A 13,217-nucleotide genomic window follows, 5' to 3' on the forward strand; every position below is an offset into this window, starting at 1 on the left:
GACACTGAAGGGCAGCATCACATGGCTGAGCGCCGCGTCAACGTCGGCTGGGCCGAGGGCCTCCACGCCCGTCCCGCCTCCATCTTCGTCCGGGCCACCACGGCCACTGGCGTCCCGGTCACGATCGCCAAGGCCGACGGCAACCCCGTCAACGCGGCCTCCATGCTGGCCGTCCTCGGCCTCGGCGCCGAGGGTGGCGAGGAGATCGTCCTCGCCTCCGACGCCGAGGGTGCGGACGCCGCCCTCGACCGTCTGGCCAAGCTGGTCACCGAGGGTCTCGAAGAGCTTCCCGAGACCGTCTGAGCCTCGCCCGCGGCACATCGCGGGGCGCGCGGCGCAGCACACCGCACGGTGAACGGCGGAGCCGCGTCGGCCTTTCCGGCCGACGCGGCTCCGCCGTTTTCATTCGGCGTCTTGGCATTCTGCGCGCATGCGAAGAACGTGCGACGGGAAATTCCCGGCACACGAGAGCAAGGGCAACGGAAATACATCTCCGCCGAATATCCCTTCTTTGTATACGGCGCTTCTGTTAATTCCGCAGACCCGTCACGTTTACGGGATGTTGCGAAGTCCTCACACGGTCGGCGCGCTCCCCCGCGCCGGAGAACCGCAGTCGGTGCACGACGCTCGCGCGCTCGGCGTGCAGCGCCGTGACCGCCCGCGCACGCTCGCCGTCGCCGCGCGCCACCGCGTCCACGATCGCGCCGTGCTCGGCCCAGGACTCCACGGGGTCGGCGGGCGCCTCCGTCGCGTACATCCAGGCGATCTTGTGCCGCAGCTGGGTGAGCGTGGCGGTCAGCGCCTGGCTGCCGGAGGCCTGGGCGAGCGTCTCGTGGAACCATCCGCCCAGGGAGCGCAGATCCTCGCTGTTGCCCCGCCTGGCCCGCTCCTGGCCGAGCCGGACCAGGCCGCGCAGCACCTTGAGATGGGCCTCGGTGCGCCGCTGGGCGGCCCGGGAGGCACCCAGCGGCTCCAGGAGCATGCGCATCTCCAGCAGGTCGGAGGCCTCCTGCTCGGTGGGTTCCGCCACGCACGCGCCCGCGTGCCGGCGGGTCACCACGAAGCCCTCCGCCTCCAGCGTGCGCAGGGCCTCCCGGACCGGGACGCGCGAGACGCCGTAGCGCCGGGCGAGAAGTTCCTCGGTGAGCCGGCTGCCACGCTCGTAGACACCGGCGACGATGTCGTCCCGGATCGCCGTGCACACCGAGTGCGCCGGAATACGCATGACCGACCTCCGCCTTAATGCCCGTGAAACGTCGCCGATTGACATGTGTCCAGCGACTCTATTGCAATCAGGCGTAATTTCCGACGGGCGGCCGGAATCCGGGGATATTTTTTGGACAGAGCGGTGCCGGAACGCCGAAAGCCCCGGCTCGGGGAGCCGGGGCTTTCGGTAGGTCGCGCGGTCGTCGCCGGACGTCCGCAGCGCGGACGGGCGTCAGACGTTCACACCGTGGTTGCGGAGGTAGGCGACCGGGTCGATGTCCGAGCCGTACTCGGCGGTCGTACGGGCCTCGAAGTGCAGGTGCGGTCCGGTGACGTTGCCGGTCGCGCCGGAGAGGCCGATCTGCTGGCCGGTGACGACCTGCTGACCCACCGAGACACCGATGGAGGACAGGTGGCCGTACTGGGTGTACGTGCCGTCGTTCATCTGGATGACGACCTGGTTGCCGTAGGCGCCGCCCCAGCCGGCCTCGACGACGGTGCCGTAGCCGACCGCGTGGACGGTGGTGCCGGTGGCGGCGTGGAAGTCGACGCCGGTGTGGCTGCCGGAGGACCACAGCGAGCTGCTGCTGAGGTAGCCCGTGGAGACGTAGGAGCCGGTGATCGGCGACACGAACGTGTTGAGGCGCTTGCGCTCGGCCTCGCGGGCGGCGCGTTCCTCGGCCTTGCGGGCGGCCGCGGCCCTCGCCGCGGCCTTCGCGTGGGCGATCTCCTCGGCCAGCTGCTGGGCGGCTGCCTGCTGCTGGGCGGCCGCCTGGGCGTCGACCTGCTCGGCGGCCTCGTCGCCGAGGGTGACGACCGGGGTGAGGCCCGTCTGCTCGACGGGGTTCTCGGCGGCGAGCGCGGGGGCCGCGAGGGTGCCGACGACGCCGGTGGTGGCGAGAGCCGCGATACCGGCTGCGTGAGCGCTGGTGCGCTTCATCCGGCTGGGACGACGGTGCTTGCCGGAAACGCCCGTGAACGCCATGTAGAGGCTGATCCTTTCCTTCCCTCTCGCCTACCGGGTTAGCTGACGGGTTCGGAGCAGGAAGGTCTCCTACGGACGCCTCGCGGTGTGCGCGGACGTCCGATTCACCCCAGGGACTGCGATGGGTCCCCGGCTCCCCTGGCTCGCGCCTGGGGGACTCGGCGATGACTGTCCGCTGCCGCGGATGCGGCGCACTGCCCGACGAACAGTCCAAGTGACGGTACGGGCGCCGTCTTTCGATCATCAAACGGATCGCATGTTTTGTAGCGCACGCCACACGGCAGACAGGATGTCTCCGCCTCAATTCGGACATCGCCTGTACGCGAAGGGGCCCCGGCGACCGACAGGTCACCGGGGCCCCTTCGCGCGCGTGCCCTACTCGGCGGACACGACGGTGACCTCACCGATGCCGAGCGCCTCGACAGGCTCCTTGATCTGTGCCGCGTCGCCCACGAGGATCGTCACCAGACGGTCCACCGGGAAGGCGCTCACGGCCGCGGCGGTGGCCTCCACCGTGCCGGTCGCGGCGAGCTGCCGGTAGAGCGTCGCCTGGTAGTCGTCGGGCAGGTGCTGCTCGACCTGGTCGGCCAGCGTGGCCGCCACGGCCGCCGCGGTCTCGTACTTCAGCGGCGCCACCCCGACGAGGTTCTGCACGGCGACGTCGCGCTCCGCGTCGGTCAGGCCCTCCGCCGCGAGCGTGCGCAGCACGGTCCACAGGTCCGCCAGGGCGGGACCGGTGTTCGGGGTGTCCACGGAGCCGCTGATGGCGAGCATCGCGGCGCCCGTGCCGTCCGGCGCCGACCGGAGCACCTGGCCGAACGCGCGCACGCCGTAGGTGTAGCCCTTCTCCTCCCGCAGGACGCGGTCCAGCCGGGAGGTGAGGGTGCCGCCGAGGCAGTACGTGCCGAGCACCTGCGCGGGCCAGACCCGGTCGTGCCGGTCGGCCCCGGTGCGGCCGATCAGCAACTGCGTCTGGACCGCGCCGGGACGGTCCACGATGACGACGCGGCCGGTGTCGTCGGAGCTCACCGGCGGCACCGGCCGGGGCTCGGCCGAGGAGCCCTTCCAGGCACCCAGCGTGTCGCCGAGCAGCTCGTCCAGGTCGATGCCCGCGAGATCGCCGACGATCACGGCGGTGGCCGTGGCGGGGCGGACATGCCGGTCGTAGAAGGCGCGTACGGCCGCGGAGTCGATCTTCGTGACCGTCTCCTCGGTGCCCTGGCGCGGGCGCGACATCCGCGAGGCCGCCGGGAACAGCTCCTTGGAGAGCTCCTTGGCCCCCCGGCGTGCGGGGTTGGCCAGCTCGTGCGGGATCTCGTCGAGCCGGTTGCGCACCAGCCGCTCGACCTCGCTGTCCGCGAACGCGGGCGCGCGCAGGGCGTCGGCGAGCAGGCCGAGCGCCTTCGCCAGGCGCGAGACCGGCACTTCGAGGCTCAGCCGTACGCCGGGGTGGTCGGCGTGCGCGTCCAGCGTGGCGCCGCAGCGCTCCAGTTCGGCGGCGAACTCCTCCGCGGTGAGCTTGTCGGTGCCCTCCGAGAAGGCCCGCGCCATGATCGTGGCCACGCCGTCGAGACCGGCCGGCTCGGCCTCCAGCGGCGCGTCGAGGAGCACCTCGACGGCGACGACCTGCTGGCCGGGGCGGTGGCAGCGCAGCAGCGTCAGGCCGTTGTCCAGGGTGCCGCGCTCCGGCGCCGGGAACGCCCAGGGCCTGGCCTCGCCCGGTTGGGGCTGGGGGTGGAACTGCATCGTGGCGAGCTCGGTCACTGGGCCGCCTCCTCGGTCTCGTCGGTGGCTTCCACGGTCGCCGCGGACTCCGGGTCTTCGGTGCGCTCCGCGGCCTCGGCCTCGTCCAGCGCCTCGGGGGCGGTCGGCTCGTACACGAGCACCGCGCGGTTGTCGGGGCGCAGGCGGGCCTTGGCGATCGCCTGGACCTCCTCGGCCGTCACTTCCAGCACCCGCCCGACGGCGGTGAGGGCGAGCTGCGGGTCGCCGAACAGGACGGCGTAGCGGCACAGTTCGTCGGCGCGGCCCGCGACCGTGCCGAGCCGGTCCAGCCACTCGCGCTCCAACTGGGCCTGGGCGCGCTCCATCTCCTCGTCCGTGGGGCCCTCCTCGGCGAACCGGGCGAGCTCCTCGTCGATGGCGGCCTCGATGACCGGCACCTCGACGTCACCGGAGGTCTTCACGTCCAGCCAGCCCAGGGAGGGCGCCCCCGCCAGCCGCAGCAGGCCGAAGCCGGCCGCGACCGCCGTACGGTCGCGCCGTACCAGCCGGTTGTAGAGGCGGGAGGACTCCCCGCCGCCCAGGACGGTCAGCGCCAGGTCGGCGGCGTCGCACGCGCGCGTGCCGTCGTGCGGCAGCCGGTAGGCGGCCATCAGGGCGCGCGCCGGGACCTCCTCCTCGACGACCTCGCGCAGCTGACCGCCGATGACCTCGGGCAGCGAGCCGTCGCGCGGGGCGGGCTTGGCGTCGTGGGAGGCGATGGAGCCGAAGTACTTCTCGACCCAGGCGAGCGTCTGCGCCGGGTCGATGTCGCCGACCACGGAGAGGACGGCGTTGTTCGGCGCGTAGTACGTCCGGAAGAACGCCCGCGCGTCCTCCAGGGTGGCCGCGTCCAGGTCGGCCATCGAGCCGATGGGCGTGTGGTGGTAGGGGTGGCCCTCCGGGTAGGCGAGGGCGGTCAGCTTCTCGAACGCGGTGCCGTAGGGCACGTTGTCGTAGCGCTGGCGGCGCTCGTTCTTGACGACGTCCCGCTGGTTCTCCATGGAATCGTCGTCGAGGGCGGCGAGCAGGGAGCCCATGCGGTCGGCCTCCAGCCAGAGGGCGAGCTCCAGCTGGTGGGTGGGCATGGTCTCGAAGTAGTTGGTGCGTTCGAAGCTGGTGGTGCCGTTCAGCGAACCGCCCGCGCCCTGCACCAGCTCGAAGTGGCCGTTGCCCTTGACCTGTCCGGACCCCTGGAACATCAGGTGCTCGAAGAGGTGAGCCAGGCCTGTACGGCCCTTGACTTCGTGGCGGGAGCCGACGTCGTACCAGAGGCACACCGCCGCGACCGGGGTCAGATGGTCCTCGGAGAGCACCACGCGAAGGCCGTTGGCCAAGCGGTGCTCGGTCGCTGTCAGGCCCCCGGAGCCTGCCTCGGCTGTGGCCGTGTGACCCATGGGCATGTACGTCCCTTCGATCGCGGACGCGGTCGTCCGACCGCGCGTTTCGTGCCTGTCCTGCCACTGTATGCAAGCGGGCGGACCATGGGCGAAGTTCCCGCGGGACGTACGCCGAGAGCGAGATCGCGTAGCCTGCGGGCAGTCGTGGAGGCAGGCGCCGCTCCACACCGGGCCGGGCGGACGACGCCGGGGCCCCGCCCGCACTGTCAGTAGCGCGGTCCACAATGGTCCGCGTCAGAACCCGTTCACGCGTCAGCAAGGAGCCGGCAGCGATGGCCCGCCGCAGCACGAAGACCCCGCCGCCCGACGACTCGTACGAGGAGCGGATCCTCGACATCGACGTCGTCGACGAGATGCAGGGCTCCTTCCTCGAGTACGCGTACTCGGTCATCTACTCCCGCGCGCTGCCGGACGCCCGCGACGGCCTCAAGCCGGTGCACCGCCGCATCGTGTACCAGATGAACGAGATGGGTCTGCGTCCCGAGCGCGGCTACGTGAAGTGCGCCCGTGTCGTCGGCGAGGTGATGGGCAAGCTGCACCCGCACGGCGACGCGTCGATCTACGACGCCCTGGTGCGCATGGCCCAGCCGTTCTCCATGCGCGTGCCGCTCGTCGACGGCCACGGCAACTTCGGTTCGCTGGGCAACGACGACCCGCCGGCCGCCATGCGGTACACCGAGTGCAAGGCCGCCTCCGCCGCGAGCCTGATGACGGAGTCGATCGACGAGGACACCGTCGACTTCGCCCCCAACTACGACGGCCAGGAGCAGGAGCCGGCCACGCTGCCGGCGGCCTTCCCGAACCTCCTGGTGAACGGCTCGTCGGGCATCGCGGTCGGCATGGCCACGAACATGCCGCCGCACAACCTCGGCGAGGTCATCGCGGCCGCCCGCCACCTCATCCGCTATCCGGCCGCGGACCTGGACGCCCTGATGCGGTTCGTCCCGGGTCCCGACCTGCCCACCGGCGGCCGGATCGTCGGCCTCGGCGGCATCAGGGACGCGTACGAGAACGGCCGCGGCACCTTCAAGATCCGCGCCACGGTCGCGGTGGAGACCGTCACGGCCCGCCGCAAGGGTCTGATCGTCACCGAGCTGCCCTTCACGGTCGGCCCGGAGAAGGTGATCGCCAAGATCAAGGACCTGGTCGGCGCGAAGAAGATCCAGGGCATCGCCGACGTCAAGGACCTCACCGACCGTGAGCACGGCCTGCGCCTGGTCATCGAGATCAAGAACGGCTTCGTGCCGGAGGCGGTCCTGGAGCAGCTCTACAAGCTGACGCCGATGGAGGAGTCCTTCGGCATCAACAACGTCGCGCTGGTCGACGGCCAGCCGCTCACGCTGGGCCTGAAGGAGCTTCTCGAGGTCTACCTCGACCACCGTTTCGAGGTCGTCCGGCGCCGCTCGGAGTTCCGGCGCACCAAGCGGCGCGACCGGCTGCACCTGGTGGAGGGCCTGCTGACGGCGCTCGTCGACATCGACGAGGTCATCCGGCTGATCCGCTCCAGCGACAACTCCGCGCAGGCGAAGGAGCGCCTGATGGAGCGCTTCGGGCTGTCGGAGATCCAGACGCAGTACATCCTGGACACGCCGCTGCGCCGGCTGACCCGCTTCGACCGGATCGAGCTGGAGTCGGAGCAGGAACGGCTCAACACGGAGATCGCGGAGCTGACCCGGATCCTGGAGTCGGACGCGGAGCTGCGCAAGCTGGTCTCGGCCGAACTGGCCGCGGTGGCGAAGAAGTTCGGCACCGAGCGGCGTACGGTGCTGCTGGAGTCCGCGGGCGCCCCGGCCGCCACCGTGCCGCTCCAGGTCGCGGACGACCCGTGCCGGGTGCTGCTGTCGTCGACCGGCCTGCTGGCCCGTACGGCGAACGCGGAGCCCTTCCCGGAGGACCCCGACGCCCACCGCACCAAGCACGACGTGATCGTCTCGACGGTGCCCGCCACCGCGCGCGGTGAGATCGGCGCCGTCACCTCGGCGGGCCGTCTGCTGCGGATCAACGTCGTCGACCTGCCGCAGCTCCCGGACACCGCGTCGGCGCCGAACCTGTCGGGCGGCGCCCCGCTCGCGGAGTTCGTCTCCCTCGACGACGACGAGACGCTGGTCTGTCTGACCACGCTGGACGAGTCGTCCCCCGGCCTGGCCATCGGCACCGAACAGGGCGTGGTCAAGCGGGTGGTCCCGGACTATCCCACCAACAAGGACGAGCTGGAGGTCATCGCCCTCAAGGAGGGTGACCGGATCGTCGGCGCGGTGGAACTGCGCACCGGCGAGGAGGACCTGGTCTTCATCACGGACGACGCGCAGCTGCTGCGCTACCAGGCGTCGCAGGTGCGCCCGCAGGGCCGTCCGGCGGGCGGCATGGCGGGCATCAAGCTCACCGAGGGCGCGAAGGTGATCTCGTTCACCGTGGTGGACCCGGCCGTGGACGCGGTCGTCTTCACCGTCGCCGGCTCGCGCGGCACCCTGGACGACTCCGTGCAGACGACCGGCAAGATGACCCCGTTCGACCAGTACCCGCGCAAGGGCCGCGCCACCGGCGGTGTCCGCTGCCAGCGGTTCCTGAAGGGCGAGGACTGCCTGTCCCTGGCCTGGGCGGGTCCCGTCCCGGCACGGGCGGCGCAGAAGAACGGCACCCCGGCCGAGCTCCCGGAGATCGACCCGCGCCGCGACGGCTCGGGCGTGTCGCTGTCGAAGACGGTGGGCGTGGTGGCGGGTCCGTTCTAGGACCCGTGGTGGCGGATCCGTTCTAGGACCCGTGGTGGCGGATCCGACCCGTGGTGGCGGATCCGTCCCAGGACTCGGGCTCGTCGCAGTCGTCGTCGCCCTGGACGTACCGCAGGACGCCCCACATGCCGTGCTCGTCGGCGTGCGGGGCGTCGCTCGTGCACGCCTCCAGCTCCTTGCGCAGGGCGGGCGCGTCGATGCCGGAGCCGATGAGCACGAGCTGGGTGAGCCGCTCCTCACCCGGCCCCCGGGCCTCCGGGTAGAAACGCAGAAACCGCCCGACGGAGTGCACGCGGTACCGGTTCCCGGTGTCGTAGGGCCCGAAGTCGACGTACCCCTTGATCCGGTAGAGCCCCTCGGGCCTGCTGTCGAGGAAGGTCATGAGCCTGCGGGGGTCGAGGGGCAGCTCGCAGGCGAAGGACAGGCTGTCGTACGCGGTGTGCAGATGCCCGGCGTGCTCGCCCTCGGTGTCATGGTCGTGCAGGTCGTCGAAGGAGAGCTGCCCGATGCGTTCCTCGCCGGGCCGGCAGTCGAACAGGTATGCGGGATCGATACGGCCGTAGGTGGCCGGCACGACGGCGGCGGCCCGGTCGGTGAGCGAACGGACGAGCTCCAGGACGCGCTCGCCGTCTCGCTCGGCCCGGTCGAGCTTGTTCACGACGACGAGATCGGCGAGGGCGAGGTGGCGGTCGATCTCGGGGTGCCTCGCGCGCGCGTCGTCGAGCTCGGCGGCGTCCACGACCTCGACGAGTCCGCCGTAGACGATCCCGGGGTGCTCGCTGGCGAGCAGCATCCGGACGAGTTCCCGGGGCTCGGCGAGCCCGCTGGCCTCGATGACGATGACGTCGATCCCGGCGGCAGGCTGTGCCAGCCGATCGAGGAAGACGTCCAGCTCACTGCTGTCGACGGCGCAGCACAGACATCCGTTGCCGAGGGACACGGTGGAGTCGCCGAGCGCCCCGGCCACGGCCATCGCGTCGATCTCGATGGCCCCGAAGTCGTTGACGATCGCCCCGATCCGGCTGCCGCCGCTACGGTGGAGCAGATGGTTGAGCAGGGTCGTCTTGCCCGAGCCGAGGAATCCGGCGAGTACGATCACCGGAATCTGCTGCGACCCCCGGGCCGGGCTCGGCTGGCTCAACGTACGACCTCTCTCACACCGACGCGCACACCGGCTCACGACCGGCGCATCCACGTGGAACGTATTGCCGCCCCAGGATACGAGCCGGAAGAATCCCCGCTGAGTGAACGATTGTTAGCAGCATCGGCGGGGCAGACGTTGGGCATGGCGTCGAAGTGTGCGACCCTCGCTTCCTTCCGTGCGCCTCCTCTCCGCCTCCCCGCCGGTCAGAGCCGCTCGGCACCCTGGAGGCGGCACGCGCCGCCCATCGCTCGCCGGTCCCCACCAGTCGACCCACACTCCGACGACCGGCGGACGGTCGCTTGAATCGGGGATCTACATGGCCATACGGAAGCACTCTGCGGGGAGGCTGGGCGCCGTCGCAGCCGGTCTGACGCTCGCCACCGCCGCCTTGACGCTGGCCGCGCGGCAGAAGCGGGTCGAGGAGGAGCATCTGCGACAAAGGCGTCTGGAACTAGAGGAGTTGGCGGTCCGCCGCAAGGCTCTGGCACATCAGCAGCGTATGCACTGGGAGTTGCTGGCCAGGGCGATCGACGACCCCTCGCTCGCCGCGGTGATCGACACCTACGACAAGGGCATCCCGGCCGAGAAGCGCCGTCAGTTCCTCTACGCCAACGCGTGGTACACCTACCTCTTCCACCTCTACCGCGCGGAAGTGCTGGACCGCGAGGAGCTGTACACCTATCTGCGGGAGTTCTTCCAGAGCCCGATCTTCCGCGAGTACTGGGAGGCCTCACGGGGCCAGCGCGCGACCTTGAAGGAGTCGTCCGACGAGGCCCGCATCGGACAAATGGTCGACGGTCTCGTCAGAGACCTCGACGAGGCGGACACCGACGAGTGGTGGGTGGTGGGAAGCCCTCCGTCCGAATGACCCGTTTCTGTGGGCCAGATAGGTCAACACACCTGCATCAGCAACACGACTGAGTGACATTCACCCATGTCGCCTCGAAGGCCACTTCCTCAGGGATACGGTTCGGTCCACCACTATGCCCAGAATCCGTAAGGACCGGTATCCCTTGAAGATCGTGCGCCGCATCGGTGTGCCCCCGAGCGCCCGAGGCAGTAACTCAGGAGCCAACTGCCCCGACGTGTTCGAGCTCAGTGACGGCAACTTCGCCGTCATCGGCACCGAGGCCACCGAGGCGCTGGACGGCGAACTTCCCGTCGACGCCTCCCGCGCAGACTACGAACGCATCGTCATCGTGAGCCGGGAGACCTTGATCCGCGCCAAGGCGGACATTCCCGACGCCTGACGCTCCTTCGCGACCACGCGTCCGCGTCCGCGTCGACCCGCCCCGTCACCCCACCCGGCCGCACGCAACCGTTGAGCGAGCCGGGACCGATCCGGCGAGCAGCCCGGCACCCCGTCAGCGCTCGTTCAGTCACCGATGAGGCCTGGCGTCAGAACGGCACCAGGCCACACCCGCCTCTCAGGCCGCGTCCGGTACCTTCACCGGCGCTCCCGGCCCCACATACCGCGCCACCGGGCGGATGATCTTCGAGTCCTCCGCCTGCTCCAGGACGTTCGCGCTCCAGCCCACCACGCGCCCCGCCGCGAAGGTAGGCGTGAACATCGACCGCGGCAGACCGCAGAGCTCCATGACCACACCCGCGTAGAACTCGACGTTGGTGTGCAGTTCGCGTCCCGGTTTGAGTTCGGCGAGGATCGCCTCCACCCGGCGCTCGACCTCGACGGCGAAATCCACCCGCGGGCCACCGAACCCCTGCGCGATCTCCCGCAGCATCCGGGAGCGAGGGTCCTCCGTGCGGTAGACGGCATGACCGAAGCCCATGATGCGCTCGCCCGCGAGAACCCGCTCACGGATCCAGGGGTCGATCCGCTCGGGCGTGCCGATCGCGTCCAGGGTGTCCAGGGCACGGCTCGGGGCACCGCCGTGCAGCGGCCCCGACAGCGCGCCCACGGCGCCGACCAGACAGGCCGCCACGTCCGCCCCCGTCGACGCGATGACACGCGCGGTGAAGGTTGACGCATTGAAGCCATGATCAATGGTCGAGATCAGATATTGCTCGACCGCACGCGCCTTGCGCGGGTCGGGCTCGACCCCGGTCAGCATGTACAGGTAGTTGGCCGCGTACGACAGGTCCGCGCGGGGTTCCACCGGGGCGAGCCCCGACCGCAGCCGGTGCAGCGCGGTGAGCAGGGTCGGTACGGCCGCGGCTGCCACGACGGTGTCCTCTCGGCGCCGGGCGGCGTCGATGTCGTACACGGGGCGAAAACCCTGGGCCGCGCCGAGCAGGGACAGCGCCGTACGCATACCGGCCAGGGGGCCGGAGCCACCGCCGGCCGCGGCGATGGCCGGCAGCGCCGCGCGCACGCCGTCCGGCAGCCGGCGCAGTGCCGCGGTCCTGGCGGCGAAGGCGGCGCCCTGTTCGGCGTCCGGCAGTTCGCCGTGGACCAGGAGGTGCCAGACGTCCTCGAAGCCGCGGGTCCGCGCGAGTTCGACGGCCGAGTACTGGCGGTAGTGGTAGAAGCCCTCGACCCCCCGGACGTCACCGATCTCGGTGTCGGTGACGACGACGCCCGCGAGTCCCCGCGGCACTTCGACGCGAGTGGCTGCGGCTCTATTGACGGACATGATTGCCTCCCTGGAATTGATTGAACTGTCCATGGTTGACTATTTGTCTGTCAATATTGATTGAATCAATATGCCCAGGGGCCGCTACGGTGACCTTCATGCGCGATCAAGAGCCCGACGCAGGTCACCCGGGGCGGCGGCTGAGCACCAAGGAGGCCGCCGAGCTGCTCGGCGTGAAGCCCGAGACCGTGTACGCGTACGTGAGCCGCGGCCAGCTCGGCAGCCGGCGTGTACCGGGCGGCCGTGGCAGTACCTTCGACGCCAAGGAGGTCGAGGCGCTCGCCCGGCGCAACCGGCGGGAGAGCGGCGGGACTTCCGGCAGCGGCTCCGAGCTGTCCGTACGCACCCGCATCACACTCATCGACAAGGACCGGTACTACTTCCGCGGCGTCGACGCCACCGAGCTGGCCGCACGGCACTCCTACGAGGAGATCGCCGAGTGGCTGTGGACGGGGCGGCTGCGCCCCGGCGTCACGTTCACCGCCCCCGAGGCATCCGCCGCCGTCGCCCGCCACGCGGTCGCCGCGTTGCCCGAACACACCGGGCCCACCGACCGGTTGCGGGTCGCCGCGATCGCCGCCGCGGCCGCCGACCCGCTGCGCTTCGACCTGACCGAGGACGCCGTGCTCGGCACCGCGCGCATCCTCGTCCCCACCCTCGTCGCCGCGCTGCCGCCCATGCGCCCCACCCACCGCGATACGGGCCCGCTGGCCCACCGGCTCTGGCCGCGGCTGACCGGCCGGGACGCCGACGAGGCGTCGCTGCGGGCCCTGGACACGGCACTCGGCCTCCTCGTCGACCACGACCTGGCCGCCTCCACTCTCGCGGTGCGCGTCGCGGCGTCGGCCCGGGCCCATCCCTACGCCGCCGTCTCCGCCGGCCTCGGCGTCCTCGAAGGCCCCCTGCACGGCGCCGCCAGCGGACTCGCCCACCGTCTGCTGCTGGAGGTGCTCGACCAGGGGGACGCGGCGCCCGTGATCGCGGAGGAGCTGCGGGCCGGCCGCCGCGTCCCCGGCCTGGGGCACCGGCTCTACCCCGGCGAGGACCCGCGCGCGCGTACCCTGTTCACCCTTCTGGAGGACATCCCCCGGGCCGCGCCCGCCCTCGCGGCCGCCCGCGACATCGTGGCCACCACCGCCCGCCACACCCCGCTGCACGCCAACGTGGACCTCGCCCTGGCCGTGCTGACCGCGTCCTGCGGGATGCCGGCCTCGGCGGGCGAGACGATCTTCGCCGTCGCCCGTACGGCCGGCTGGATCGCCCATGCCCTGGAGGAGTACGGGGAGCGACCGCTGCGTATGCGGCCGAGCGGCCACTACGTGGGGCCGCGTCCGCCGCAGCCCCTCCCGGAGTAGCGGCAGGGTCCCGGTCCGGCCGTCGTCACGGCCGGACCGGTGC

11 protein-coding genes and 1 riboswitch are annotated in these 13,217 nt (G+C 71.2%); of the genes, 5 read left to right on the forward strand and 6 right to left on the reverse strand.

Features of this window, described 5'->3' with window-relative positions:
• Nucleotides 1-21: 21 nt before the first annotated feature.
• Complete coding sequence (locus ACZ60B_RS19910) at nucleotides 22-303, forward strand: HPr family phosphocarrier protein (protein ID WP_454397434.1); 282 nt, start codon at nucleotides 22-24, stop codon at nucleotides 301-303.
• A gap of 226 nt (nucleotides 304-529) precedes the next feature.
• On the opposite strand, the gene ACZ60B_RS19915 is transcribed toward ACZ60B_RS19910, so the two are convergent.
• The 4 genes from ACZ60B_RS19915 to ACZ60B_RS19930 form a co-directional block, all read right to left on the reverse strand.
• Entirely contained in the window at nucleotides 530-1,225 is a 696-nt protein-coding gene (locus tag ACZ60B_RS19915) for a GntR family transcriptional regulator (protein ID WP_469388630.1), read from the reverse strand.
• 213 nt (nucleotides 1,226-1,438) lie between these two features.
• A complete protein-coding gene (locus ACZ60B_RS19920) occupies nucleotides 1,439-2,191 on the reverse strand; it encodes a M23 family metallopeptidase (RefSeq protein WP_469388631.1) in 753 nt (250 codons plus the stop codon).
• A gap of 12 nt (nucleotides 2,192-2,203) precedes the next feature.
• Nucleotides 2,204-2,365: riboswitch (cyclic di-AMP (ydaO/yuaA leader) on the reverse strand.
• Nucleotides 2,366-2,566: 201 nt separating this feature from the next.
• Complete coding sequence (locus ACZ60B_RS19925; protein WP_469388633.1) at nucleotides 2,567-3,955, reverse strand: M16 family metallopeptidase; 1,389 nt, start codon at nucleotides 3,953-3,955, stop codon at nucleotides 2,567-2,569.
• On the reverse strand, nucleotides 3,952-5,355 hold the full coding sequence (locus ACZ60B_RS19930; protein ID WP_469388635.1) for a M16 family metallopeptidase: 1,404 nt from the start codon (nucleotides 5,353-5,355) through the stop codon (nucleotides 3,952-3,954). The genes ACZ60B_RS19925 and ACZ60B_RS19930 overlap by 4 nt, the downstream gene beginning before the upstream one ends.
• Before the next feature lie 269 nt (nucleotides 5,356-5,624).
• On the opposite strand from ACZ60B_RS19930, the gene ACZ60B_RS19935 reads away from it, so the two are divergent.
• The gene (locus ACZ60B_RS19935) at nucleotides 5,625-8,081 is read left to right on the forward strand and encodes a DNA gyrase/topoisomerase IV subunit A (RefSeq protein WP_469388637.1); all 2,457 of its coding nucleotides are present in this window, start codon (nucleotides 5,625-5,627) and stop codon (nucleotides 8,079-8,081) included.
• 22 nt (nucleotides 8,082-8,103) lie between these two features.
• Here ACZ60B_RS19935 and ACZ60B_RS19940 read toward each other — a convergent pair whose 3' ends face one another.
• A complete protein-coding gene (locus ACZ60B_RS19940; RefSeq protein ID WP_469388638.1) occupies nucleotides 8,104-9,222 on the reverse strand; it encodes a CobW family GTP-binding protein in 1,119 nt (372 codons plus the stop codon).
• A gap of 319 nt (nucleotides 9,223-9,541) precedes the next feature.
• On the opposite strand from ACZ60B_RS19940, the gene ACZ60B_RS19945 reads away from it, so the two are divergent.
• Nucleotides 9,542-10,093, forward strand: a complete 552-nt coding sequence (locus tag ACZ60B_RS19945; RefSeq protein WP_469388663.1) for a DUF6082 family protein — start codon at nucleotides 9,542-9,544, stop codon at nucleotides 10,091-10,093.
• A gap of 145 nt (nucleotides 10,094-10,238) precedes the next feature.
• On the forward strand, nucleotides 10,239-10,475 hold the full coding sequence (locus ACZ60B_RS19950) for a hypothetical protein (protein WP_469388673.1): 237 nt from the start codon (nucleotides 10,239-10,241) through the stop codon (nucleotides 10,473-10,475).
• Nucleotides 10,476-10,652: 177 nt separating this feature from the next.
• On the opposite strand, the gene ACZ60B_RS19955 is transcribed toward ACZ60B_RS19950, so the two are convergent.
• Nucleotides 10,653-11,819 (reverse strand): citrate synthase/methylcitrate synthase, encoded by a 1,167-nt coding sequence (locus ACZ60B_RS19955; RefSeq protein ID WP_469388674.1) that lies wholly within the window; start codon nucleotides 11,817-11,819, stop codon nucleotides 10,653-10,655.
• A gap of 98 nt (nucleotides 11,820-11,917) precedes the next feature.
• Here ACZ60B_RS19955 and ACZ60B_RS19960 point away from each other — a divergent pair, with 98 nt between their 5' ends.
• Nucleotides 11,918-13,174 (forward strand): citrate synthase family protein, encoded by a 1,257-nt coding sequence (locus ACZ60B_RS19960; RefSeq protein WP_469388676.1) that lies wholly within the window; start codon nucleotides 11,918-11,920, stop codon nucleotides 13,172-13,174.
• Nucleotides 13,175-13,217 lie beyond the last annotated feature (43 nt).

This window comes from Streptomyces sp. NPDC104096, from assembly GCF_055584385.1.

Excerpts from the sequence above, each read along its gene's own strand:
- ACZ60B_RS19910 (WP_454397434.1), top strand. The coding sequence starts at position 22 with ATGGCTGAGCGCCGCGTCAACGTCGGCTGGGCCGAGGGCCTCCACGCC.
- ACZ60B_RS19915 (WP_469388630.1), bottom strand. The coding sequence starts at position 1,225 with ATGCGTATTCCGGCGCACTCGGTGTGCACGGCGATCCGGGACGACATC.
- ACZ60B_RS19920 (WP_469388631.1), bottom strand. The coding sequence starts at position 2,191 with ATGGCGTTCACGGGCGTTTCCGGCAAGCACCGTCGTCCCAGCCGGATG.
- ACZ60B_RS19930 (WP_469388635.1), bottom strand. The coding sequence starts at position 5,355 with ATGCCCATGGGTCACACGGCCACAGCCGAGGCAGGCTCCGGGGGCCTG.
- ACZ60B_RS19935 (WP_469388637.1), top strand. The coding sequence starts at position 5,625 with ATGGCCCGCCGCAGCACGAAGACCCCGCCGCCCGACGACTCGTACGAG.
- ACZ60B_RS19945 (WP_469388663.1), top strand. The coding sequence starts at position 9,542 with ATGGCCATACGGAAGCACTCTGCGGGGAGGCTGGGCGCCGTCGCAGCC.
- ACZ60B_RS19955 (WP_469388674.1), bottom strand. The coding sequence starts at position 11,819 with ATGTCCGTCAATAGAGCCGCAGCCACTCGCGTCGAAGTGCCGCGGGGA.
- ACZ60B_RS19960 (WP_469388676.1), top strand. The coding sequence starts at position 11,918 with ATGCGCGATCAAGAGCCCGACGCAGGTCACCCGGGGCGGCGGCTGAGC.